At 68.3% G+C, this 19,975-nt stretch carries 26 protein-coding genes and 2 tRNA genes; 8 read left to right on the top strand and 20 right to left on the bottom strand.

Annotated elements, in window-relative coordinates; all coding sequences use genetic code 11:
* Positions 1-136: 136 nt before the first annotated feature.
* From ACYQZ5_RS03935 to rpl12p, 3 genes are read left to right on the top strand one after another with little or no spacing between them, the layout of a single operon-like run.
* Complete coding sequence (locus tag ACYQZ5_RS03935; protein ID WP_379732068.1) at positions 137-775, top strand: 50S ribosomal protein L1; 639 nt, start codon at positions 137-139, stop codon at positions 773-775.
* Positions 772-1,824 carry a 50S ribosomal protein L10 gene (locus ACYQZ5_RS03930; RefSeq protein WP_379732069.1) on the top strand — a complete coding sequence of 351 codons (1,053 nt, stop codon included), beginning with the start codon at positions 772-774 and terminating at the stop codon, positions 1,822-1,824. Before ACYQZ5_RS03935 ends, ACYQZ5_RS03930 begins: the two co-directional genes overlap by 4 nt.
* Positions 1,825-1,833: 9 nt before the next feature.
* Complete coding sequence (rpl12p, locus tag ACYQZ5_RS03925) at positions 1,834-2,175, top strand: 50S ribosomal protein P1 (protein ID WP_379817663.1); 342 nt, start codon at positions 1,834-1,836, stop codon at positions 2,173-2,175.
* An 85-nt stretch (positions 2,176-2,260) separates the two neighbouring features.
* On the opposite strand, the gene ACYQZ5_RS03920 is transcribed toward rpl12p, so the two are convergent.
* The 3 genes from ACYQZ5_RS03920 to ACYQZ5_RS03910 form a co-directional block, all read right to left on the bottom strand.
* Positions 2,261-2,620: a DUF6176 family protein gene (locus ACYQZ5_RS03920; protein ID WP_379731626.1), complete on the bottom strand. Its 360-nt coding sequence runs from the start codon at positions 2,618-2,620 to the stop codon at positions 2,261-2,263.
* Positions 2,621-2,674: 54 nt separating this feature from the next.
* On the bottom strand, positions 2,675-2,854 hold the full coding sequence (locus ACYQZ5_RS03915; protein WP_379731627.1) for a multidrug transporter: 180 nt from the start codon (positions 2,852-2,854) through the stop codon (positions 2,675-2,677).
* Between the two features lie 141 nt (positions 2,855-2,995).
* Positions 2,996-3,080: transfer RNA gene (locus ACYQZ5_RS03910), tRNA-Leu, on the bottom strand.
* A gap of 148 nt (positions 3,081-3,228) precedes the next feature.
* Between ACYQZ5_RS03910 and ACYQZ5_RS03905 the strand changes: the two genes are divergently transcribed.
* A complete protein-coding gene (locus ACYQZ5_RS03905; RefSeq protein WP_379731628.1) occupies positions 3,229-3,792 on the top strand; it encodes a DUF420 domain-containing protein in 564 nt (187 codons plus the stop codon).
* Here ACYQZ5_RS03905 and ACYQZ5_RS03900 read toward each other — a convergent pair whose 3' ends face one another.
* From ACYQZ5_RS03900 to ACYQZ5_RS03865, 8 genes are all read right to left on the bottom strand, one after another.
* Positions 3,793-4,335 carry a cupin domain-containing protein gene (locus ACYQZ5_RS03900; protein ID WP_379731629.1) on the bottom strand — a complete coding sequence of 181 codons (543 nt, stop codon included), beginning with the start codon at positions 4,333-4,335 and terminating at the stop codon, positions 3,793-3,795. It lies immediately after the preceding gene.
* 118 nt (positions 4,336-4,453) lie between these two features.
* Complete coding sequence (gene purF, locus ACYQZ5_RS03895) at positions 4,454-5,899, bottom strand: amidophosphoribosyltransferase (RefSeq protein WP_379731633.1); 1,446 nt, start codon at positions 5,897-5,899, stop codon at positions 4,454-4,456.
* Positions 5,900-6,132: 233 nt separating this feature from the next.
* Complete coding sequence (locus ACYQZ5_RS03890) at positions 6,133-6,309, bottom strand: 50S ribosomal protein L37e (protein WP_049980850.1); 177 nt, start codon at positions 6,307-6,309, stop codon at positions 6,133-6,135.
* The gene (locus tag ACYQZ5_RS03885) at positions 6,306-6,536 is read right to left on the bottom strand and encodes an LSM domain-containing protein (RefSeq protein ID WP_053948557.1); all 231 of its coding nucleotides are present in this window, start codon (positions 6,534-6,536) and stop codon (positions 6,306-6,308) included. Before ACYQZ5_RS03885 ends, ACYQZ5_RS03890 begins: the two co-directional genes overlap by 4 nt.
* A gap of 85 nt (positions 6,537-6,621) precedes the next feature.
* Positions 6,622-7,425, bottom strand: coding sequence for a M14 family metallopeptidase (locus tag ACYQZ5_RS03880; protein ID WP_379731630.1), 804 nt, complete (start codon positions 7,423-7,425; stop codon positions 6,622-6,624).
* 45 nt (positions 7,426-7,470) lie between these two features.
* On the bottom strand, positions 7,471-8,499 hold the full coding sequence (locus tag ACYQZ5_RS03875; protein ID WP_459845239.1) for a M42 family metallopeptidase: 1,029 nt from the start codon (positions 8,497-8,499) through the stop codon (positions 7,471-7,473).
* A gap of 57 nt (positions 8,500-8,556) precedes the next feature.
* Positions 8,557-9,342: a GNAT family N-acetyltransferase gene (locus tag ACYQZ5_RS03870; RefSeq protein WP_379817659.1), complete on the bottom strand. Its 786-nt coding sequence runs from the start codon at positions 9,340-9,342 to the stop codon at positions 8,557-8,559.
* A 1-nt stretch (position 9,343) separates the two neighbouring features.
* Positions 9,344-9,841: a DUF309 domain-containing protein gene (locus ACYQZ5_RS03865; protein ID WP_379817657.1), complete on the bottom strand. Its 498-nt coding sequence runs from the start codon at positions 9,839-9,841 to the stop codon at positions 9,344-9,346.
* A gap of 276 nt (positions 9,842-10,117) precedes the next feature.
* Between ACYQZ5_RS03865 and ACYQZ5_RS03860 the strand changes: the two genes are divergently transcribed.
* Both ACYQZ5_RS03860 and ACYQZ5_RS03855 read left to right on the top strand, forming a co-directional pair.
* A complete protein-coding gene (locus tag ACYQZ5_RS03860; RefSeq protein WP_379732585.1) occupies positions 10,118-10,780 on the top strand; it encodes a hypothetical protein in 663 nt (220 codons plus the stop codon).
* 149 nt (positions 10,781-10,929) lie between these two features.
* Positions 10,930-11,013 (top strand) — tRNA-Leu (locus tag ACYQZ5_RS03855).
* A gap of 91 nt (positions 11,014-11,104) precedes the next feature.
* On the opposite strand, the gene ACYQZ5_RS03850 is transcribed toward ACYQZ5_RS03855, so the two are convergent.
* The 6 genes from ACYQZ5_RS03850 to ACYQZ5_RS03825 form a co-directional block, all read right to left on the bottom strand.
* Positions 11,105-11,731, bottom strand: coding sequence for a HemK2/MTQ2 family protein methyltransferase (locus tag ACYQZ5_RS03850; RefSeq protein ID WP_459845234.1), 627 nt, complete (start codon positions 11,729-11,731; stop codon positions 11,105-11,107).
* On the bottom strand, positions 11,728-12,927 hold the full coding sequence (locus tag ACYQZ5_RS03845) for a mechanosensitive ion channel family protein (protein ID WP_379731398.1): 1,200 nt from the start codon (positions 12,925-12,927) through the stop codon (positions 11,728-11,730). Before ACYQZ5_RS03845 ends, ACYQZ5_RS03850 begins: the two co-directional genes overlap by 4 nt.
* The gene (locus tag ACYQZ5_RS03840) at positions 12,928-13,797 is read right to left on the bottom strand and encodes a 16S ribosomal RNA methyltransferase A (RefSeq protein ID WP_379731399.1); all 870 of its coding nucleotides are present in this window, start codon (positions 13,795-13,797) and stop codon (positions 12,928-12,930) included. It abuts the gene before it with no gap.
* 76 nt (positions 13,798-13,873) lie between these two features.
* Positions 13,874-14,476, bottom strand: coding sequence for a DUF655 domain-containing protein (locus tag ACYQZ5_RS03835; protein ID WP_379731400.1), 603 nt, complete (start codon positions 14,474-14,476; stop codon positions 13,874-13,876).
* Positions 14,477-14,544: 68 nt separating this feature from the next.
* Positions 14,545-14,901, bottom strand: a complete 357-nt coding sequence (locus tag ACYQZ5_RS03830) for an RNA polymerase Rpb4 family protein (protein WP_053948549.1) — start codon at positions 14,899-14,901, stop codon at positions 14,545-14,547.
* The gene (locus ACYQZ5_RS03825; protein ID WP_379731401.1) at positions 14,901-15,194 is read right to left on the bottom strand and encodes a 50S ribosomal protein L21e; all 294 of its coding nucleotides are present in this window, start codon (positions 15,192-15,194) and stop codon (positions 14,901-14,903) included. Before ACYQZ5_RS03825 ends, ACYQZ5_RS03830 begins: the two co-directional genes overlap by 1 nt.
* 129 nt (positions 15,195-15,323) lie before the next feature.
* Here ACYQZ5_RS03825 and ACYQZ5_RS03820 point away from each other — a divergent pair, with 129 nt between their 5' ends.
* On the top strand, positions 15,324-16,493 hold the full coding sequence (locus ACYQZ5_RS03820; protein ID WP_379731402.1) for a cystathionine gamma-synthase: 1,170 nt from the start codon (positions 15,324-15,326) through the stop codon (positions 16,491-16,493).
* Positions 16,494-16,512: 19 nt separating this feature from the next.
* Here the strand turns inward: ACYQZ5_RS03820 and ACYQZ5_RS03815 are convergent, their stop codons facing one another.
* The 3 genes from ACYQZ5_RS03815 to ACYQZ5_RS03805 all read right to left on the bottom strand — a co-directional run bounded on the left by ACYQZ5_RS03815 (position 16,513) and on the right by ACYQZ5_RS03805 (position 19,012).
* Positions 16,513-16,989: a GNAT family N-acetyltransferase gene (locus ACYQZ5_RS03815; RefSeq protein WP_379731403.1), complete on the bottom strand. Its 477-nt coding sequence runs from the start codon at positions 16,987-16,989 to the stop codon at positions 16,513-16,515.
* Between the two features lie 167 nt (positions 16,990-17,156).
* Complete coding sequence (locus tag ACYQZ5_RS03810; protein ID WP_379731404.1) at positions 17,157-17,591, bottom strand: DUF2391 domain-containing protein; 435 nt, start codon at positions 17,589-17,591, stop codon at positions 17,157-17,159.
* A gap of 191 nt (positions 17,592-17,782) precedes the next feature.
* Entirely contained in the window at positions 17,783-19,012 is a 1,230-nt protein-coding gene (locus ACYQZ5_RS03805) for a KaiC domain-containing protein (RefSeq protein ID WP_459845227.1), read from the bottom strand.
* A 124-nt stretch (positions 19,013-19,136) separates the two neighbouring features.
* On the opposite strand from ACYQZ5_RS03805, the gene ACYQZ5_RS03800 reads away from it, so the two are divergent.
* Complete coding sequence (locus ACYQZ5_RS03800; RefSeq protein ID WP_459845225.1) at positions 19,137-19,958, top strand: NAD(+)/NADH kinase; 822 nt, start codon at positions 19,137-19,139, stop codon at positions 19,956-19,958.
* The last annotated feature ends 17 nt before the right edge of the window (positions 19,959-19,975 follow it).

Raw genomic sequence — 19,975 nt, 5'->3', positions numbered from 1 at the left:
CGGCGCCCTCGGCGGGTTTCGGCGGGTCCCTAGTTCGACGGCTTTAAGTCTCGCATCGCCGTCGTCTCGGGTGAGACAGGCGTAGCCTGTTTCACTCACCCGTAGGAGCTACCTACGCGTACTACGGAGGTGAAAGATGGCAGATTCAATAGAGGAAGCAGTATCCCGCGCACTCGAGGACGCACCCGATCGGAACTTCACCGAGACGGTCGACCTCGCAGTTAATCTGCGCGACATCGACTTGAACGACCCGTCCAACCGGGTCGACGAGAGCGTCGTGCTCCCGTCAGGAACCGGACAGGAGACACGTATCGTCGTCTTCGCGACCGGCGAGACCGCCGTCCGCGCCGAAGACGTCGCCGACGAGGTGCTCGGCCCCGACGAGCTCGAGGACCTCGGCGACGACGACGACGAGGCGAAGGACCTCGCCGACGATACGGACTTCTTCATCGCGGAGGCCGCGATGATGCAAGACATCGGCCGCTACCTCGGGACCGTGCTCGGTCCGCGAGGGAAGATGCCGACCCCACTCCAGCCCGACGACGACGTGGTGGAGACGATCGAACGGATGAAGAACACCGTTCAGATCCGCTCCGGTGACCGCCGAACGTTCCACACCCGCGTCGGCGCCCAGGACATGACCCCCGACGAGGTCTCGAACAACATCGACGTCATCATCCGTCGTCTCGAGGCCGACCTCGAGAAGGGTCCCCTCAACATCGACTCCATCTACGTGAAGACCACGATGGGGCCGGCCGTGGAGGTGCCCGCATGAGCGAAGCCGAGGACGTCCGCAAGACCGAGACGGTGCCCCAGTGGAAGCAGCAGGAGGTCGACGAGCTCGTCGACTTCCTCGAGCGCTACGACGCCGTCGGCATCGTCGGCGTCACGGGCATCCCCTCGCGACAGCTCCAGAGCATGCGCCGCGGGCTCCACGGCACCGCCGAGGTGCGCATGAGCCGCAACACGCTCATGACCCGCGCCGTCGAGCAGGTCGACGAGGGCCTCGAACAGCTCGCCGCCGAGATCGGCGGCGAGGTCGCCTTCGTCGGCTCGAACGACAACCCCTTCGGGCTGTTCAAGGAGCTGGAAGCCTCGAAGACCCCGGCGCCGATCGGCGCCGGCGAGGTCGCCCCCAACGACATCGTCATCCCCGAGGGTGACACCGGGATCGACCCCGGTCCGTTCGTGGGCGAGCTCCAGTCGGTCGGCGCCTCCGCGCGAATCATGGAGGGGTCGATCAAGGTCACCGAGGACTCCAAGGTGCTCGAGGCCGGTGAGACCGTCTCCGAGGACCTGGCGAACGTGCTCGCCGAGATGGGCATCGAGCCCAAGGAGGTGGGGCTGGACCTGCGCGCCGTCTACGCCGACGGCGTGCTGTTCGAGCCCGACGAGCTCGCACTCGACGTCGACGAGTACCGCGAGGACATCCAGGCTGCCGCCGCGGCCGCCCGGAACCTCTCGGTCAACGCCGCCTACCCGACCGCCGAGAACGCGGGCACCCTGCTCGCGAAGGCGGCCGGCGAGGCCAAGTCCGTCGGCCTCGAGGCGACGATCGTCAACGAGGAGCTGGCTCCCGATCTGATCGGCAAGGCGGACGCACAGCTGCGTGCGCTGGCCGCCCAGATCGACGACGAGGAGGCGCTCCCCGAGGAGCTGCAGGGCGTGGAAGCGCCGGCAGCCTCCGAGGACGTCGAGGAGGACGAGGATGAACAGGACGACGAAGCAACTGATGCCGAGGACGCCGACGACGCCGAACCGGAGGACGACTCCGACGACGACGACGCCGACGGCGGCGAAGGTCTCGGCGAGATGTTCGGGTAACTCAGAACAATGGAATACGTTTACGCTGCACTCACGCTGAACGAATCGGGCGAGGAGATCAACGAGGAGAACATCACGGCCGTGCTCGAAGCGGCCGGCGTCGACGTCGAGGAGTCCCGCGTCAAGGCCCTCGTGGCCGCGCTGGAGGACGTCGACATCGAGGAGGCCATCGAGACGGCCGCCGCCGCGCCCGCCGCGGGCGGTGCGGCCGCCGGCGGCGCTGGCGGTAGCGCCGACGAGGCCGAGGAAGCAGAGGAAGAGGAGGCCGAGGAAGAGGCCGAGGCCGAAGAAGAGGACGAAGACGAGGGCGACGAGGAGTCCGGCGAGGGCCTCGGCGAGCTGTTCGGTTAAACGACAGCGACCCTCTCACCGACGCTTCCGCAGTGCCGCTTTCTTTCGACGCCGACCGAGCAGCCGTGGCGCCGCCGATCGGGCGTCAGTCGGTCACGTCGGCCGGCCTGTCGGGGTTGACCTGATGGTACAGCACCTCGGCGTCGGCGACGTTCTCGCCCGATTCGAGCACCTCCCGCATCACCGCCTCGTGCTCGGCGTCGATGTCGAACTCCGAGTTCTCGAACGCCTCGAAGACGGCCTGAACGCTCTCAGTCTCCATGTAGTAGGTGAGGTACGGCTCCCCGTCGATGCGTTCGAGGAACGCGGTCTCGGTGTAGACGCCCTCGTTGCGCAGCGTCTCGACGTGTTCGTCCGGCCGCTCCCGGACTTCCGCGGTCCACTCCCGGAGGTCGTCGACGCGGTCGGGATCGACGCGCTGTCTGGTGAGCACTGGCTCGACCATGGGCGGGGGTCGGCCGTCAACGGGAAAACTCTCCGTTTCTGACTGGTTCGGGAGTCAGTGCCGGAGCCAGACCGCCACCCCGGCGACGGCGCAGGCGACGCCGATCACCACCGGCACGGAACCGCTCGACTCGCCGAACTCCCAGCCGAGGAACGTGGTTCCGACGACGGCGACGGCTGCGACGGCCAGTCCGATCAGGAACAGTACCGGGGAGTCGCTCGATCGACCGGGCATGGCCGGCGCTACCGGGGCGAGACCCATAGTTCCACAGGACGGTGCCGTCGCTGTTCGAGTGGTGTCCGGAAGGAATGTGCGTGGGTGCTGTCCGGAGGACGAGCACCCGCATCGTGTGGCGGGTGGTTGCCCGCCGTGCGATGCGTGGGACCGGATTTGAACCGGCGGACCTCTACAGGACAGCGCCCTCAACGCTGCGCCGTTGGCCTAGCTTGGCTACCCACGCTCGCGTGCTTGCTGCAATCGTTCATTGCCGACGGCCCAGTAAAAGGGCTTCCTTTTGGCGTCGCCGTCGGGCGACGGGAGCGCGATCGCCATGGACAGACTCGTGCCGTCGCCACACGTTTCTTGCCCCGCCGGGCCGACGCTCCGGTATGAACGTTCGTGCCACCGTCCGCGACCACACGCTCGGGACGGCGGCGGTGCTCTCCGCCGTCGCGCTCGCGCTCGTGTTTGCCGCCGCGCTGCGTGTCGTCCCCGCCGGGGCGCTCCCACAGGCGCCCGCGGCGGTCGTCGACGCCATTCCACACCTGAACGCGCTGATCTGTACGGTCGCGCTGGTCACCGTAGTCCTCGGCGTCCGCGCGATCCGCGAGGGGAACGTCGAGCGCCACCGGAAGCTGATGGGGGCGACGTTCGGTCTGTTCGCCGCCTTCCTCGTCGCCTACCTCTACCGGGTCAGCCTCGTCGGCCCGACGGAGTTCCCGGCGACGGGGCTGCTCGAGACGGCCTACCTCGCGATCCTCGGAATCCACATCACGCTCGCGATCGTCTGCGTGCCGCTGGTGTTCTACGCGCTGCTGCTGGCGTGGAGCCACCCCGTCTCGGAGATCCCTCAGACGAACCACCGGAAGGTCGGGAAGGTCGCGGCGCCCCTCTGGGCGATCTCGTTCGCGCTGGGCGTCGTCGTCTACCTGTTCGTGTACGTGATCGCCTGACTACGCCCACCGCGGCTCGGACCGCTCCGCGCCGCAGTCCGGGCAGACGACGACCGTCTCTTCCTCACCCTCCCCGGACCTGACCTCCATCTCCGCGCGCTCACACTCTGGACAGCCCCGGGTTCGGTGCGCGCCGCCGCAGTCGGGGCAGGTGAGCAGTACCCCGCCGTCCCACGCCGGCGAGAGCCCACGATGGCCACAGTCCGGGCAGTCGAGCGGGACGCGCACTTGTTCGCTCTCCTTCGGCGCGCCGAGCGCGAGCACGAGAGCCGACGACGATTCGTCGTTCGTTCCGGTCTGGTACTCGCCGGGCGCGAACCGGACTGCCTCGCCGGCGCCGACGACGACCGGCTCAGAGAGCGTCTCGAACGTCACCGTCCCCTCGAGGACGACGAACACCTCCTCCTGATCGAGGTGGGTGTGGAGTCCGCTCGGCAGTCCCTCCCCGGGCGGGAGCCGATAGCGGTTGATCGCCACGTCGGTCGTCCCGAGCGCATCGGAGAGCGACTCCCGATCGGCGTCGTCGGGCGAGAACGTCCGCATACAGGCTCCGTTCGGCTGGTGTGAGAAAGAGCTTGTGCCGTCAAGAGAGGTCGTCCTGCACGACCGCCGGTCGCCGCGTCTCAGTCGTCACAGAGGAACGGCCGACCGTCGCCGTGCCTCAGTCGTCCGCGACGACGGGACCGTCGATCTCCGGCCGCGTCACGTCCCGGTCAGTCTCCTCGCCGTCGATGTCGTAGGGGTATTCCCCCGTTACACAGCCCAGACAGAGGTCCGCGCGCGACTCGCCGAGCACCTCGGCGACGCCGTCGACCGAGAGGTAGGAGAGCGAGTCGGCGCCGACAGTCTCCCGGATACCCTCGGTGTCCTGTCCCGCCGCAATCAGCTCCTCGCGGGAGGCCATATCGATCCCCATGTAGCAGGGCGCGAGGATCTGCGGCGCGCCGATGCGGAGGTGGACCTCCGCCGCGCCGGCCTCCTCCAGCAGCGAGACGAGCTGCGTCGAAGTCGTCCCGCGGACGATACTGTCGTCGATCAGCGTGACGGATTTCCCCTCGACCGTCGATCGGATGGGGTTGAGCTTGAGGCGGACGGCCTGCTCGCGCTGGTCCTGCGTCGGCATGATGAACGTCCGCCCGACGTAGCGGTTCTTCATCAGCCCCTCCGCGAACTCCGGGCCGTCGTCGCCCAGCTCTTCGCTCGCGGCCTCGGCGTACCCCGTCGCAAACGCCCGCCCCGAGTCGGGGACGGGCATCACCACGTCGCTCTCGACGCCCGACTCGTCCCAGAGCCGCGCGCCGAGGTCGCGGCGCGTGTCGTAGACCAACTCCTCGTCGATCACGGAGTCCGGCCGCGCGAAGTAGACGTGCTCGAAGAAGCAGTGGGCGGTGTTGTCCTCCTCGACCAGCTGGTAGCTCTCGTACCCCGTGCCGTCGGGGTCGAGCAGGACGAGCTCGCCGGGTTTCACGTCCCGGATCAGCTCGCCGCCGAGCGTATCGATCGCCGCCGACTCGCTGGCGAGCACGTAGCCGTCGTCGAGTTTTCCGAGACAGAGCGGGCGGTTCCCCTGCGGGTCACGGATCCCCAGCACGGTCTCGTCGTGCATCACCGTCAGCGCGTAGGAGCCGTGGATGCGGTCCATCGTGCGCTTGACCGCGCGGACGAGATCGGCGTCGAGCAGGTTGCGAGCGAGGTCGTGGGCGATCACCTCGGTGTCGCCGTCGGAGGTGAACGCGTGGCCCTCGGCGGCCAACTCTTCGCGGATCTCGCCGGCGTTGACGAGGTTCCCGTTGTGACTCAGCGCGAGCGAACCCGATCGGAAGGAGACGGTAAAGGGCTGTGCGCAGGCCTTGTCGACGCTGCCGGCCGTCGGGTAGCGGACGTGGCCCACGCCGGTCGAGCCTTGGAGGCCGTCGAGGTCCTCTTCCTCGAACGCCTCGCCGACCAGTCCCATCTCGACGTGGTCGTGCTGCTGGAACCCGTCGTGGGTGACGATCCCCGCCGACTCCTGGCCGCGGTGCTGGAGCGCGTACAGGCCGTAGTAACAGGGGTGGGCGGCCCCGCGGTCCTCGAGCGCGACACCGACGACGCCACACTTCTCCCGCATCCCGCCGGTCGGCCCTTCGGCCGAACCCTCGTGCATACCCGCCCGTCGGTCGCGCGGAACCAAAAACCCCCGCTATCGTGCTGTATCGTTGCCGGTAGACGGAGAGAATATTCAGGGACGTGCATACCGAGAGGCGGCGCAGCGATCGCGCTACCCGTCGCTGCGACCGTCGATGGCGCGAGCGCCGCCGCTACTCCGTGAGAAAACGGCAGAGAAGACTGCAGTGAGAGCCGTCAGTTGTCGCCGCTTTTCGACTGCCACGCGTAGTCGCGTCGCTTGGCGGACTTCCCGAAGCCACACGAGGAGCAGACCTTCTTCTTCGTGTGGTAGGATTTCTCGCCGCAGCGGCGACATTTCGTGTGGGTCGTGGTGTTCTTCTTCCCCTGGCTCGGTGTTCCTGCGCCGGTCATAGAGTTACCGAAACGACGTTGTCGCCACGGATAATCGTTGTGTTGTCCACTTCCTCGACGTCGAGTTCGCCCAGCACGGCGTCGCTCGCGTCGGCCGGTTCGAGCACGACGTTCATGTGCTGGTCGTAGCCCGAGAGCGCCCCGTAGAAGGACTCGCCGTCCTTCAGATGGACCGTCACCGGCTCCGAGAGCGACTCCTCGAGCACGTCGAGCGGGCGTCCACTCATGGTCACTCAAACCCCGGTGCCGGAAATAAACGTACCGAACCGCCGACGACGACGGGCATCCGTCCCAACCGCTCGGAGCGCCGGCTCACTCCAGTTGGCCGACCGCCTCGGCGGCGTAGCCGAAGATGTCGTCGTACCCCTCCGCCGAGAGGAGCACGGGGTAGAACGGCTCGTCGGCGGTCAGCGCCTCGCCGTCGGCGATCGCGAACCGCTCGCCGGCCTCGACTTTCTCGAAGTTCGGGACGACCACGTCGTACTCCCGGCCCGGCGGCTTGGCGATGGGACCGTCGAGGCGGAACACTTCGACCTCACCGCGTTCGGGCTGGGCCAGCCGGTCGTCCGTCGCGGGCACCGACAGCGCGTTCGACGCCGCGAGGAACGCCCGGGTGAGCCAGTAGGCGTTCTCGGCGGCCTCCTCGCTCCCCTGGAGTCCGCACTCCAGTTCGATCGTGTGGGCGTGCTCGACCAGCCGGCCGTCGGTGTAGTTGTCGGTCTCGATCAGCACGTCGACGGGGAGCAGCGGCGCAAGCGAGCGCGCGATCTCGTCGACGGTGTCGATCACCGCGATCGGCTCGGCGTAGGACTGCGTAGAGTGCAGTGCCAGCACCGTACAGCCCTGCACCTCGCGGGCGAGCTCGTGGGCCAGCCGCGACTCGTGGGTAGCGCCGTCGGGGTCGCCCGGGAACGCGCGGTTGAGGTCCTCCTCGACGTACCGGACGCCCCGCTCCAGCGCCTCCTCGTTGGCGATGATGAGCTTCACCGGGCGGTCGACCTCGGGGTCCTCGGCGACGAGACGTTCGACCGCCTCGACGCCACAGGGCTCGTCCCCGTGGATGCCGGCGACGACGGCCAGTTCGGGCTGTCCCTCGCCCAACTGGTGGATTTGCATACCCCACTGAAGGAGGTGAACGGGCAAGAAGGGATCGGCTTCGGCCTACTCCACCAGCGATGCCGTCCGGGACAGCGCCGCCGTCAGCAGTGCCACCGTCGCCGACAGGTCGTCGCGGTGGGCGGTCTCGACGGGGGAGTGGTGGTAGCGCACGGGGATCGAGAGCGCGCCCGAGAGGACGGCGCCACCGGCGTTCTGGAGCGCGCCCGTATCGGTCCCGATATTTGCGGCGACCTCGCGCTGGTGGGCGATCCCCTCGGCCTCGGCCACGTCGGTGAGCCACTCGATCACCGCGGGGCTGGGGATCACGGAGGCGTCCTTGCGCTTGATTCCGACGCCATCGCCGAGCGTTGACACCGTCTCGGCGGCGTCGACGCCGGGGACGCTCCGTTCGAGCGTCCCGTCGAGGGCGAGCACGAGGTCGGGATCGAAGCGGTCGTCGGTCGCGACCGCGCGGGCGCCGCGCAGGCCGACCTCCTCCTGCACCGTGGCACAGAAGTGGACTGTCGCGTCGGGGTCGGCGGCGCGTGCGGCCGCGAGCATCGCGTAGACGCCCGCGCGGTCGTCCAGCGCCTTCCCGGTCACGCAGTCGCCCAGCAGGCGCGGTTCGGCGTCGAGCGTGACCACGTCACCGACCGAGACGGTCTCGGCCGCGGCGTCGCCGTCCAGCCCCAGATCCACCGCGAGGTCGTCGATGTCCTCCACGTCGTCCTCGTCGCGCGTGTGTGCCGGCTCGGCGCCGATCACGCCCGCGACCGTCCCGTCGTCCGTGTGGACGGTGACGGGCTGTGCGCGGAGGATCTGGGCGTTCCAGCCGCCGAGGGCGTCGAGCCGCAGGAACCCATCGTCGGTGACCCGTGAGACCATGAAGCCGATCTCGTCCATGTGGGCGGCGACGACGACCTCGCGGTCGCCCTCGCCCTCGACAGTACCCACGACGTTTCCCATCGCGTCGGTGTCGATCCGATCGACTGCGGGAGCCAGCGCCTCGCGAACGACCGCCCGGACGCTGTCCTCGTATCCCACCGGGCCGGCGGCCCGGGCGAGGTCGAACAGGAGTTCCCGATCGTGCATACCCGAGGCTGTTCCGGGCCGGGCAAAGGCGCTCCGGTCGGGGCGACCGTCGCCGGCTCAGGGGAGCCGGGCGAACCGCCAGAGGGAGGCGATCCGGGCGAACCCAACCGACTCGTAGAAGCCGACGTGCTCGCTCGTGGCGCAGACGACGATCCGCTCGTCGGGGAGCGGACACCGATCGACGACCGCCCGGACCAGTTCGGCGCCGACGCCCTCGCCCTGCGCGTCCGGTCGGACACCGACGTGGGTGAATCGGGCGACCGGATCCTCGCCCTCGGCGCCGTCGTGGACGTACCAGCCGGCGGCGCCGATCGGCTCCCCGCCGCGGGAGACGACGACCTCGCGCCCGTCGAGCGCGCCCGCGATCGCGGCCGTGTACTCGATCCCCGCCGGGTCGCGACCGACCGACTCGTGGACGGCCCGCGCCTCGTCGCTCCCGTGCCGGCGAGTGTCGAACTGGAGCGTCGTGTCGTCGCCCGGTGGGACGGTCGAGTCCGGGACGAGCGCGCGGTAGTCCTCCCGCTCGTAGCCGTTGGTCCGGAGCAGCGGATCGAGGCGGACCGCCGTCTCGGTGTCGTGGCCGGCGACGACGCGGTGGGGGAGGTCGTGGCGCCGGTAGAGGCTGTCGAGCTGTTCGAGGAGCGACTGTGCGGCCTCGTCGTCGCCAACCGTCGGCGGGAGTTCCGCCGTGGAGGGGAGCCGCGCGTCGAGGAGCTGTGTCGCCGCCGCGCGGTCGGCGTGGGCGGGGTCGTGGACGAACGTCCCGAACCACGTCTCGGTCACGTCGGCGAGGACGCGCCACTTGGCGTACTCCGCGTCGGCGACGCGCTGGGGTGGGAGCATCTCAGCCCAGCCCCGCGGCGTACTCGTAGTCGGCGGGGTAGGCGTCGGGCGTGTGGTCGTCGATCGCGATCCGCCAGTCGTCGATCAGCCGCGGTTCGAACATCGCGACCAGCAGGCGGCGCCGGACCGCGGCCACGTCGACGCCGTAGAAGTCGTCGGGCACCCCGCGGAGATAGTCGAGCGCCGTCGAGAACAGCGAGCGCATCCCGTCGTCGCCGGCCTCGGCGCCCCGCCCGGCGTCGGCGGCGTGTTTGTGCGTGCCGGCGGCGACCTGCTGCATCCCGTGACAGAACGCCGACTCCGCGGTGCCCCGACCGTAGTTGTACCACTCGAACTTGAAGCAGTCGTAGCTCTCGGTGTAGGCGGCGTCGTTGTACAGTCGGACGCCGTGTTCGGCCGCGCGCCGGAGCGTGGCGTGCTCCCAGCGGCGGTCCTCGCGCCACCCGGTCGGGTCCCCCAGCGGCGGCGCGACGCCGGGGTCGCGGGTGTGCTCGTCCATCGTCGGGGGAGTAGGACGGGCAGGGGCCTGAAACTATCGCCGTCACATCGAGGCGGGGAGCGCGTTATCACCGTCGGTCGATCCAAACCGTTCTTTTAAAGCACGTCGATGACCCGGGAGGAGGACCTCACGGCTGACAGTTGCATGATAAACGACCAGGCGATGAAGTACAATAGCACCTCATCCGACGGTCGGCGCGATGCACTGGACAGAATTGACTAAAGTCCGCGGGAGCGGTCATCAACTTCTTTTGTTCTACTTAGGATAACTCGTGGCATGACGAACGATTCCGAAAATGAAGAACCAGACGGATTCTCCAGAGAGGAACTAATTGGCAATCGACTACTGCACACCGAGTACGAGCAGGCCGGAGAAGAATACAGGTACAGAGATAGGCTACTCCACAACTCGTACTATCTTCTGATTGTAGTTACTGCTCTGCTTGCTGGACCCCTTCTTCAATATATTGGACAAGATGGTTATCTCAAGTTGGGCGTCATCGTGCTTCTTGCTGGTGGGCTTTACACTCTACTTGGTTTGGTGATGTTGACCCATTATGTGCAAAGAAACTCTGCATCGTTTCTAAGAACACGGGTGGAACAGGTAGCGGATGGAACAAAAGAACGCATCCCACGTCCGTTTGCTATCCAATACCGTGTCATCGGCCAAGATACGAGGATGACTGATGAGCATGAACTCGATAAGGCTCGCCCGTTCTTCAGTAGAGTCCTCGGCATGCCAGAAAATCTACACTCGGCTGAAACACTTGCACAAGCCGTCCTCGTGGTTGGCTTCACGTTGATCGTAGCTGGTGTAGCTATCCTGACGAGTACCTGGCCGTTCATTTACAACCTCGCCTCAGCCTTCGGTGCCTTTGTGGCGGTCGGTGTATTCGTGCTGGGGCTTCGGAACATCGGTTCGGATTTAGAATTTCGATAGTGTAGGCTGAGGATTACAAGAAGCCAGAATACGGCGAGTGGATTTGCTCCACCTTCGGAGAATCATTTTGTCAACGAACCCTAAAACGGCAAATTCCGGTAGAGAAACCGCAGGACGGAAGTAATGGTGTAACCAAGCGATGAACGCGTGCGAGGGTAGCCAAGCTGGGAAACGGCGGCGGACTCAAGATCCGCTCCTGTAGAGGTCCAAGGGTTCAAATCCCTTCCCTCGCATCGTCGGGGCAACCACCCCGTGATGCGGGAAGACGCTCTCGGAGTGCTCTTCCCTCGCAAAACTCTGCGTCCACGACTCAGTAGCGGTCGCTCAGTCGATCTTCCCCGACGACGGCTTCCCACAGAGCGTAAAGCGCGTCAGCCGCAGGATCGACAGCGTCTCGAAGGGGTAGGACTCCTGCCGGACCTCCTCCGGCACGAAGCCGGCGTCGCGAGCCAGCTCCTCGACTTCCTCGAACCCCGCGAGCGAGGAGACCAGAAGCAGCGCCTGCCCGCCCGGCGCGAGCACGCGGCCGAGGTCGTCGAGGAACGGCTCGATCAGCTCGCGCCCGCTCTCGCCGCCGGAGAGCGCCTGCTCCATCCAGTCGTCCCACTCGTTCTCGGGGTCGGTCGGGAGGTACGGCGGATTGAACAGCACCGTCTCGAAGCTCCCCTCGGCGAAGGCGTCCATGAGGTTCGTCCGGACCGCCTCGATCCCCCGCTCGCGGGCCTGCTGGCAGGCGTGTGGGTTCACGTCGGCGGCGACGATCTCCGGCACCTCGGGCGCGACCTGCTCGGCGACCCAGCCCGAGCCGGTGCCGACCTCGAGCGTGCGGCCGCGGGCGAACTCCGCGGCGGCGTCGGCGAGCAGCCCCGAGTCCTCCGCCGGCTGGTACACCTTCGTCTCCTCCCCGCGGCGCTCGGCCAGCCCCGCGGCCGTCGACTCCTCGTCGGTCATCCGTCCGCCTCCGCGTCAGCGTCGTCGGCAGCGTCCTCGCGCTCGATGCGATCGTCGTCCGTCCCGTCCGTTTCCTCGGTGTCGTCGTCGGTCACGTCACTCACACTGACCCCCGAGACGGCGACGCTGCCGGCCTCGGCCCGGCCGGAGAGTTCGCGCTGCGGGAACGGGATCTTGATCCCTTCCTCGGCGAACGCCTCCTTGACCGCCGCGATCACCTCCGTCCGGGCCTTCCACATCTTCCGGGCGCTGGGGTTGTCGATGTAGTACCGCAGGCGGAGCACGACGCTCGATCCGCCGAACTCCGCGAGCACGACGTTGGGTCCGGGGCGTTCCATCGGCGTCTCCGTCTCGGCCATCGCTTTCGCGGCGGTCTCCATCGCGTGCTCCACGTCGGTGTCGTAGTCGACGCCCACGTCGGTCTCGATCCGCAGGCGCCCCTTCCGGGAGCGGTTGCGGATCTCGGTGTCCGTGACGATGTCGTTGGGGATCATCACGTACTCGTCGTCGAACGTCCGGATCCGGGTGTTGAACACGGTGATGTCGGTGACGATCCCCTCCTCGTCGCCGATGACGACCCAGTCGCCCAGATCGAACGGCCGGGAAAACAGCACCACGAACCCCGCGAGCACCGCACCCAGCGTCTGTCGGGCCGCGAGGCCGATAACGACCCCGGCGGCCCCCGCGCCGAGCAGCAGTTGGCCCGGCTCGACGTTCCAGATCCCCAGCACCACAAGCACCGCCATGGCGAACACGAACAGCTGGACGAGGTGGTGGGCGACCTCCTGCTGGTGGTCGCTGATCGCGCCGCGCTCCTTCGAGAGCCGCCGGATGCTGCTCTTGGTGAGCCGGGTCAGCCCGTACGCGGCCACGAGGACGGCGACGCTCAGCACGATCGCGGCGACCTGCTGGCGGGACGGGTCGATCTGTGACAGCCCCTGTTCGAGCAGCCAGCCCGCCCGCCAGACCGCGATCAGGAACATCGCGGTCATCGCGGACCAGACGGTGACGATCCCCGCCTGTATCGACTCGGCGACCGCGTCGTCGACGTGGGCTTTCAGCCGCGGCCCGAGCGACCGCACCGCCGAGCCAACGATTCCGAGCACGACCAGCGCGACCAGCGTGAGCAGGAGCCTCGCCTCGGTCGACGCCGTCGCCGCCCAGATCGCCTCCCGGAGCGCGTGGTGTCCGGGCATTCAGCCACCCCCGTTGCCGACGCCGGGATCGATCTGTCGGGCGAGCTGTGCGAGCGCGGCGAACTCCGCGGGCGAAACGTTCCCCGCACGCTTGCTCATCAGCGACTCCTCCGCCGCGTCCACGACGGCGTCCGGCGTCTCCAGCCCGGAGATGTGGCCGGTGTTCCGGACGGCGTTGCGCATCGTCTTCCGGCGCTGGGTGAACAGCGCCTTCACGAACCGCAGGAAGAACTCCTCGTCGGCCACCTCGTACTCCGGCTCGCGGGGGGTACAGCGCACCACCGCGCTGTCGACCCGCGGCCGCGGGTCGAACGCCTCGGCGGGGACGTGCTCGACGATCTCCACGTCGGCGTAGTGCTGGGCCGACACCGAGAGCCGGCCGTAGTCGTCCTCGCCCGGCCCGGCGACCATCCGCTCGGCGAACTCCTGCTGGAACATCAGCACGAGCGGGCGCTTCCGCGGTAGCAGGTCGAACGCGATCTCCGAGGACGCGCCGTAGGGGAGGTTCGACACCGACGCCGAGAACCCCGGCAGGTCGACCTCGAGGGCGTCGCCGGCGATCACGGTCAGCGAACCCGACTCGATCGCGTCGGCGAACTCCTCGCGCAGGAACGAGACGAGGTCCGGGTCACGCTCGACGACGGTGACCTGCCCGTCTTCGGGCGCGGCCGCGAGCAGGCGGTCGGTGAGCGCGCCGGTCCCGCCGCCGATCTCGAGGACGTGCGAGCGGTCGGTCCCCTCCGGGAGGTAGCTCGGGAGCCGGTCGAGCACCCGGTCGTCGACGAGGAAGTGTTGGTCGAACTCCGGGTTCCCCCGCTTGGCTCGGCGGATGAGGGCGTCGGGGTCCCGCAGGTCGTCGGACCCAGTCATTACCGGCGATACCGCGTCGCCGGCGTTAAAAGCCCCGTTCCGGTCGCGGCGGCCGGCTCACACTCCCGACGAGAGGCTACTCCTCCTCGCCGACGAACGCCCGGTACTTCACGTCCTCGGTTAGCTCCTCGATGATCCGCTCGACGACGGTGCCTTTCGCGTCGTGGAGGCCGGAGATGCGCTCCTCCATCTCCTCGAAGCTCTCGAAAGGTCCCTCGCGCTTGCGGCTCTCGAGGATGTCGTCCCGGAGCTTCTCGCCGATCCCGGGGAGGACGTTGAGCTGGTGGAGCCGCAGTGTCAGGGGCTGGGCCTCGTTGAAGTACTCGAGGAAGCGGTCGGGGTGGCGCTCGACGATCTCCTCGATGACGTAGTCGAGCTCCTGCTCGGCACCCCGGGAGAGGTCGTCGTGATCGATCTCGCGGTAGCGCTGGACCAGATCGCGGTCGGCGTCGGGCGCGACGACGATCCGGTCGCCGATGCTCACGTCGGCGCCGTCGGCCAGCGTGAGCTCGAACAGATCGAACGCCTGTTCGCCCACCGCGTAGGCGATCTCGGGTTTCTGGTGCTGTGGCCGATCGTCGTCGGGGCGCCCGTACGGGAGGTGGTCGAGCACGACGGCGTACTCGACTTCCTCCTCGGTGGCGTCCCCGGCCGTACCGGACTCCTCGGCGTCGCTCATGGCCGGCGTACGTCACCCCGACGGATAAACTGTCGCCCGGCGTGAGAACGAGTCGAAAGCGCCCGCAGTCAGGCGTACTCGGCGACGACGTTGAGGATCTCGTCCAGCTCCTCGCCCGACAGGGAGTAGCGCTCCTGTGCGTACACCGTCCGCAGCTCGTCGCGGTCGCGGGGGAGCAGGTCCGCGATCTTGTGGGCGGTCGCCTCGTCGACCTTCTCGAGCTCCTGCAGGCGCTCGACGAGCTCGCGGGACTCCTCGGCGTCGAGCAGCGCGAAGCGGTTCACGTGCTCGATGGCGCGGGCCAGCTCGTAGCGGAGCTCACGCTCCTCGTCGGCCGCGCGCTCCTCCTCGACGGACTGGAGCTCCTCTTTCACCTCGGCGGCGGTGAGATACTCCTCGTCGAGCTTCTCTTTGAAGATCGTCATTACTCCTCCTGCGCGCGGAGATGGGCGGCGGCGGCGATGATCGTCTTCTCCTTGCCGCCGTCGGTGATCTGGACTTTGAACGCGTCGCCCTGCTTGCCGACGACCTCGCCGGTGTGGCCGCTGAATCGGGCGTGGAAGCGCCCGTCCTCCACCGAGGGGTCGAGCACGAGATGGACCTTCTGTCCCTCGTCGTAGTCGGCGATGGCACGCTGGGGCGGCGACGTACCGCGCTCGCGTGGGTGGTTCGAGAGCTTGTTCCGGGTTCCGGTGTTGGGCCCGTTGGAGCTAGGCATGGTCTTGTTCCCGCGTACTGGTGGTCGGCGTATAAACGATGCGTTCTCGGGACGGGGTGTGCCGCCGAGACACCCCACCGACCGGGCCGGAAGCGGAACTATGACGCCCCCACCGGCCCAGTTGCCGGTATGAGCGACGAACACGACGACGAACGCATCGAGACGCGCGCGATCCACGCCGGACAGGAGCCCGACGAGGAGACCGGCGCGCTGATGACGCCGATCTACGCCAACTCCACGTACAAGCAGGACGCGCCGGGCGACCACCGCGGCTACGAGTACTCCCGGACGGGCAACCCCACGCGGACCGATCTGGAGGAGAACCTCGCCGCGCTGGAGGGCGGGGAGTTCGGCCGCGCGTTCTCCTCGGGGATGGGGTCGATCAACACCGTCCTCAATCTACTCGAGTCCGGCGACCACGTCGTCGCCGGCGACGACGTCTACGGCGGCACCCACCGCATCTTCACGCAGGTGTACGAGCAGTACGATCTGGAGTTCGACTTCGTCGACACCACCGACCACGACGCGGTCCGCGATGCGATGCAGGAGAACACCGAACTCCTGTGGGTCGAGACGCCGACGAACCCCCTGCTGAACGTCAACGACATCGACGCGCTGACCGACATCGCCGACGAGTACGACGCGCTCAGCGCCGTTGACAACACGTTCGCGACGCCGATGCTCCAGCGACCCTTGGAGCACGGCGCGGATATCGTCTCCCACTCGCTGACGAAGTATCTCGGCGGCCACTCCGACGTGGTCGGCGGCGCGCTGATCGTCGACGACGCCGAACTCGACGACCGGATCGCGTTCTACCAGAACTCCGTCGGCGCCACCCCGTCGCCGTTCGACTGCTTCCTCGTCCTCCGCGGGACCAAAACGCTGCCCGTGCGGATGGACCGCCACTGCGAGAACGCCAGCGAACTCGCCCACTGGCTGCAGGATCACGACGCGGTCGACCGCGTCTACTACCCAGGGCTGGAGAGCCACCCGGACCACGAGCTCGCGGCGGAGCAGATGGACGGCTTCGGCGGGATGCTCAGCTTCGAACTCGACGGCACGCTGGAGCAGGCCCGGACGGTCGTCTCGGAGACGGACGTGTTCACGCTCGCGGAGAGCCTCGGCGGCGTCGAGAGCCTGATCGAGCAGCCGGCGACGATGACCCACGCCGCGATCCCCAAGGAGGAGCGCGAGGCGGCGGGGCTGACCGACGGGCTGATCCGAGTCAGCGTCGGCGTCGAGCACGTCGACGACCTGAAGGACGATCTGGCGCAGGCGTTCGAGGAAGCGCTGAACTGACCGCGAGCGAACGGTCCTCCTACCTGCGAACGAACTCCGACAGCTTCTCCGAGATGGTCCGCTCCTCGCCGAGTTTGAGGTAGTAGGCGTCGCCGCCGTCCTCGTAGTAGCTCTCGATGCGGCGCACCACCTCGAAGCCGATGTGGCGGTAGAAGGAGAGCGCGTCCTCGTTGGTCGCGCGGGCGTGGCAGGTCACCGAGTCGTGGTCCGCCGCGACGGCGGCCACGAGGCGCTCCCCGAACCCCTCGCCGCGGTGGTCCGGCGACACCGCGAGAAAGAGGATGTAGCCGTCGCGGCGGGCCGAGACGAAGCCGGCGAGCTCCCCGTCGACGAAGATCAGACGGCAGTCGGCACGGCGGTAGGCGTCCCTGAAGAAGCTGCGGCGCTGCTTCAACACGCCCTCAGTTCGGCGGATCCGCTCTTTCAGTTGCCACGCCTCGGACTCGTGGGTGGCGTCGCCACGGGGGTCCCGGCGCGTCTCGACCGTCGCGCTCACTGTTGCCGATTAGTAGTCGTGACGGGGATTTAACTCCGTCGTCGGTGGGGGCGAGAGCCGCGGTACGGGGCCGCGAGCGGTCACGCGCCGCCGGCGGTCAGAGCCCTCCCATGGCATCGAGCGTCGTCGCTCCAGCACGGCGGCAACAGGACGCTCGCTGCGGGAGGCTAAAACACACTGTCGGCGGTCGCGGCCCCGACGACCGCGAAGACGGCGCCGATACTCACCGCCTTCGCGGTCTGGTAGACGTCGGCGTCGAACGCCTCCGGCGCGGCGAAGCTGAACGCCAGCACCAGCACCGAGCCGAAGGAGACGAGCATCAGCGTCAGGAACCGATAGGGGATCCCCGCGACCTCGGTCTCGTCGTCGGCGTCGCGGCCGCTGTCGGCGCGGTAGAGCGCCCCCCAGCCGATCGCGAACACCATCCCGACCACCGTCACCCACTGGGCGGGGTTCATGAACCCCGCGAGCACCCAGACCTCCTCGGTGACGACGAACGGTCCCGCGAGCAGGAACCCCCCGACCACCTGCTGTGCCACGTCGGCCGGCTGGAACTCGCGGTTGAACAGCCGGCGGAGGATCGTCCGTACGATGCCGGTCATACCGGATGCTCACGGCGGGAGGTCTTTACTCCGACGACCGCCGGGCGGGGGCACGGCTTGAGTCGTCACCACGACGGGGATCACACTGTCGCGACAGATCGTCGCCGCGACGGAGCGTCACACGGTGCCGACTGACCGTCGTCGGCACCTCGTTTCGCACTCCTGCGGTTGGCGCTCACCGCAGGAGAGCTTCAGAAGATGTTCGCCTGCCGGTACACCGAGATCCCCTCGTTGGTGATCTCGTATGGCTTCGTCTCGCGGGAGTGGTTCGCGTCCCGGATCTTCTGTATCTCCACCGCCAGTCTGGTCTCCCGGAAGTCCGAGGGCCGGACGTACTGGAGGATGAACACCGCGTCCACCAGGTACTCGATGATGCCGTACCGCGAGGTGTAGGCGTCCTCGCTGTCGGCCTCGGAGGTGAGCATCGTCGTCACGCCCGCCCGCTTGAGCGAGCGCGCGAAGTCGAACACCTCCGACCGGCGGTCGGCGGGGTGGTCGTACATCATCTCCAGCAGCGACACCGAGTCGAGCACCAGCCGGTCGGCGTTGAACTCCTCGACCAGCCGCGAGATGTCGTTCCGGATCGACGACAGGGAGTTCGCCATCTCGATGGGGTCCATCGCGACGATCGCCAGCCGGCCCTCGTCGCGCCACTCGCGGAACGGCCAGCCCTTCTCCTCGGCGGTCGAGAGGATCGCCTCGCGGGACTCCTCCAGCGTGATGTAGATCGCGCGCTGGTCCTCCCGCAACGCCTCGGTCAGGAACTGGAGGCCGAACGTGGTCTTCCCCGTCCCGGCGGCGCCGATGGCCACCATCAGCGAGCGCTTGGGGATGCCGCCGAGAATCATCTCGTCCAGCCCCTCGATCCCCACGTCGATCCGGTCGATGTCCGAGTCGAGCTCCGCCTCGTCGAACGACTCCCCCTCGCCACCGAACCCGCCGGCGCCGCCGCCGAATCCACCGCCGCCGTCGCCACCGCCGAACCCGCCGCCCTCGTCGCCCATCGCGTCGGGGGCGGTCCCGCGCTCGCCGAACCCGGGGGCGTCGCCGAACGGATCCTCCCCGGAGCTGGGGGGTTCCGACTCGCCGGCGACACCGCCGAAGGGGTCGTCCTCGGGCTGTGCGTCCTCGAAGGAGTCCGCCCCGCCCCCGCCGTTGGCGCCGCCGAACGGGTCCGACTCGGGGGGTGCCGAGGATTTCTCGCGAGCCGGTTCGCCGAACGAGTCCTCCCCGTCCTCGGCGGACTCCTCGGCGGTGGACTCTTCCTCCGCATGCTCCTCTTCCGCAGACTCTTCTTCCGCGGACTCCTCACCAGCGGACTCCTCTTCCGCGCGCTCCTCCTCGTCCGCGCCCGCGTGCTCCTCCTCGTCGGTCTCGCGCATCGCACGCTCGAACCAGTCTTCCTCCTCCTCGTCGCTCATTGGGGTGCGTTCACCTCCGCGGGGCGGTCAGTCATTGACGAACCTTCAGTCGCGCCCGCAAATGAAGGTTGTCCGTGTGGCGCGTATCCGCGCGTTTTTGCCGGCGGGGTGGGAAGCGCGAGCCATGCTGGTCGGTATCGTCGCGAAGCGGGGCAACAGGCGGGCGTCGTTCCTGGCGGCGGACATCCGCGACCGCCTCCGGGAGGCCGGCGTCGAGGTGTGGCTCGACGAGGCCACGGCGGGGGTCCACGACGAGTCCGGCCACCCCGTCGCCGCGATGGACGCGTGCGATCTGGTCGTCGCGATCGGCGGCGACGGCACGTTCCTGTTCGCCGCCCGCGGGGTCGGGGGGGCGCCGATCCTCGGCGTGAACCTCGGCGAGGTCGGCTTCCTGAACGCGCTCGGGCCGGAGGAGGCGGTCCACGAGGTGATGCGGGAGGTCGAAGCCCTCGAGAACGGCGAGCTCTCGGTTCGCGAAGCCCCCCGGCTCGTCGCCGCCGGCGAGGGCTGGGAGAGCCCCGCGGCGGTCAACGAGGTCGTCCTCCAGGGTCCACAGCGCGGCCGCGCGGGCGGGATCGACCTCGAAATCCGGATCGACGGCTCGCTGTTCTCCTCCGGCCGGGCCGACGGCGTGCTCGCCGCGACGCAGACGGGGTCGACCGCGTACAACCTCTCGGAGGGCGGGTCGCTGATCCACCCCGACGTGGACGCGATCGTGGTCAACGAGATGTGCGCCGAGGCGGGGATGCCGCCGCTGGCGGTCGGCCACGACAGCGAGATTACGGTCCGGCTCACGGGGGCGCCGGAGGCCCACGTCGTCGTCGACGGCCGCGTGACCCGGAGTCCGGAGCCGCCGGCGACGGTGACGATCCGAACCGCCGACACGCCGGTCCGGATCGCCGGCCCCGACGCGGAGTTCTTCGAGGCCCTGAACAAGCTGGAGTAGGGCCGTTCCGTCGCCGG

Source organism: Halolamina salina (assembly GCF_054653455.1).
Note: the sequence above shows the minus strand (reverse complement) of the source record. Positions and strands in the feature narration are given on the sequence as shown.

Coding starts and splice junctions, on each gene's coding strand:
- ACYQZ5_RS03805 (WP_459845227.1), bottom strand. CDS start 19,012: ATGAGCGACGAGGAGGAGGAAGACTGGTTCGAGCGTGCGATGCGCGAG.
- rpl12p (WP_379817663.1), top strand. CDS start 1,834: ATGGAATACGTTTACGCTGCACTCACGCTGAACGAATCGGGCGAGGAG.
- ACYQZ5_RS03870 (WP_379817659.1), bottom strand. CDS start 9,342: ATGCTCCCACCCCAGCGCGTCGCCGACGCGGAGTACGCCAAGTGGCGC.
- ACYQZ5_RS03935 (WP_379732068.1), top strand. CDS start 137: ATGGCAGATTCAATAGAGGAAGCAGTATCCCGCGCACTCGAGGACGCA.
- ACYQZ5_RS03905 (WP_379731628.1), top strand. CDS start 3,229: ATGAACGTTCGTGCCACCGTCCGCGACCACACGCTCGGGACGGCGGCG.
- ACYQZ5_RS03825 (WP_379731401.1), bottom strand. CDS start 15,194: ATGCCTAGCTCCAACGGGCCCAACACCGGAACCCGGAACAAGCTCTCG.
- ACYQZ5_RS03850 (WP_459845234.1), bottom strand. CDS start 11,731: ATGACCGACGAGGAGTCGACGGCCGCGGGGCTGGCCGAGCGCCGCGGG.
- ACYQZ5_RS03890 (WP_049980850.1), bottom strand. CDS start 6,309: ATGACCGGCGCAGGAACACCGAGCCAGGGGAAGAAGAACACCACGACC.
- ACYQZ5_RS03840 (WP_379731399.1), bottom strand. CDS start 13,797: ATGACTGGGTCCGACGACCTGCGGGACCCCGACGCCCTCATCCGCCGA.
- ACYQZ5_RS03810 (WP_379731404.1), bottom strand. CDS start 17,591: ATGACCGGCATCGTACGGACGATCCTCCGCCGGCTGTTCAACCGCGAG.
- ACYQZ5_RS03865 (WP_379817657.1), bottom strand. CDS start 9,841: ATGGACGAGCACACCCGCGACCCCGGCGTCGCGCCGCCGCTGGGGGAC.
- purF (WP_379731633.1), bottom strand. CDS start 5,899: ATGCGGGAGAAGTGTGGCGTCGTCGGTGTCGCGCTCGAGGACCGCGGG.
- ACYQZ5_RS03900 (WP_379731629.1), bottom strand. CDS start 4,335: ATGCGGACGTTCTCGCCCGACGACGCCGATCGGGAGTCGCTCTCCGAT.
- ACYQZ5_RS03920 (WP_379731626.1), bottom strand. CDS start 2,620: ATGGTCGAGCCAGTGCTCACCAGACAGCGCGTCGATCCCGACCGCGTC.
- ACYQZ5_RS03835 (WP_379731400.1), bottom strand. CDS start 14,476: ATGAGCGACGCCGAGGAGTCCGGTACGGCCGGGGACGCCACCGAGGAG.
- ACYQZ5_RS03845 (WP_379731398.1), bottom strand. CDS start 12,927: ATGCCCGGACACCACGCGCTCCGGGAGGCGATCTGGGCGGCGACGGCG.
- ACYQZ5_RS03800 (WP_459845225.1), top strand. CDS start 19,137: ATGCTGGTCGGTATCGTCGCGAAGCGGGGCAACAGGCGGGCGTCGTTC.
- ACYQZ5_RS03860 (WP_379732585.1), top strand. CDS start 10,118: ATGACGAACGATTCCGAAAATGAAGAACCAGACGGATTCTCCAGAGAG.
- ACYQZ5_RS03875 (WP_459845239.1), bottom strand. CDS start 8,499: ATGCACGATCGGGAACTCCTGTTCGACCTCGCCCGGGCCGCCGGCCCG.
- ACYQZ5_RS03885 (WP_053948557.1), bottom strand. CDS start 6,536: ATGAGTGGACGCCCGCTCGACGTGCTCGAGGAGTCGCTCTCGGAGCCG.
- ACYQZ5_RS03830 (WP_053948549.1), bottom strand. CDS start 14,901: ATGACGATCTTCAAAGAGAAGCTCGACGAGGAGTATCTCACCGCCGCC.
- ACYQZ5_RS03820 (WP_379731402.1), top strand. CDS start 15,324: ATGAGCGACGAACACGACGACGAACGCATCGAGACGCGCGCGATCCAC.
- ACYQZ5_RS03930 (WP_379732069.1), top strand. CDS start 772: ATGAGCGAAGCCGAGGACGTCCGCAAGACCGAGACGGTGCCCCAGTGG.
- ACYQZ5_RS03880 (WP_379731630.1), bottom strand. CDS start 7,425: ATGCAAATCCACCAGTTGGGCGAGGGACAGCCCGAACTGGCCGTCGTC.
- ACYQZ5_RS03915 (WP_379731627.1), bottom strand. CDS start 2,854: ATGCCCGGTCGATCGAGCGACTCCCCGGTACTGTTCCTGATCGGACTG.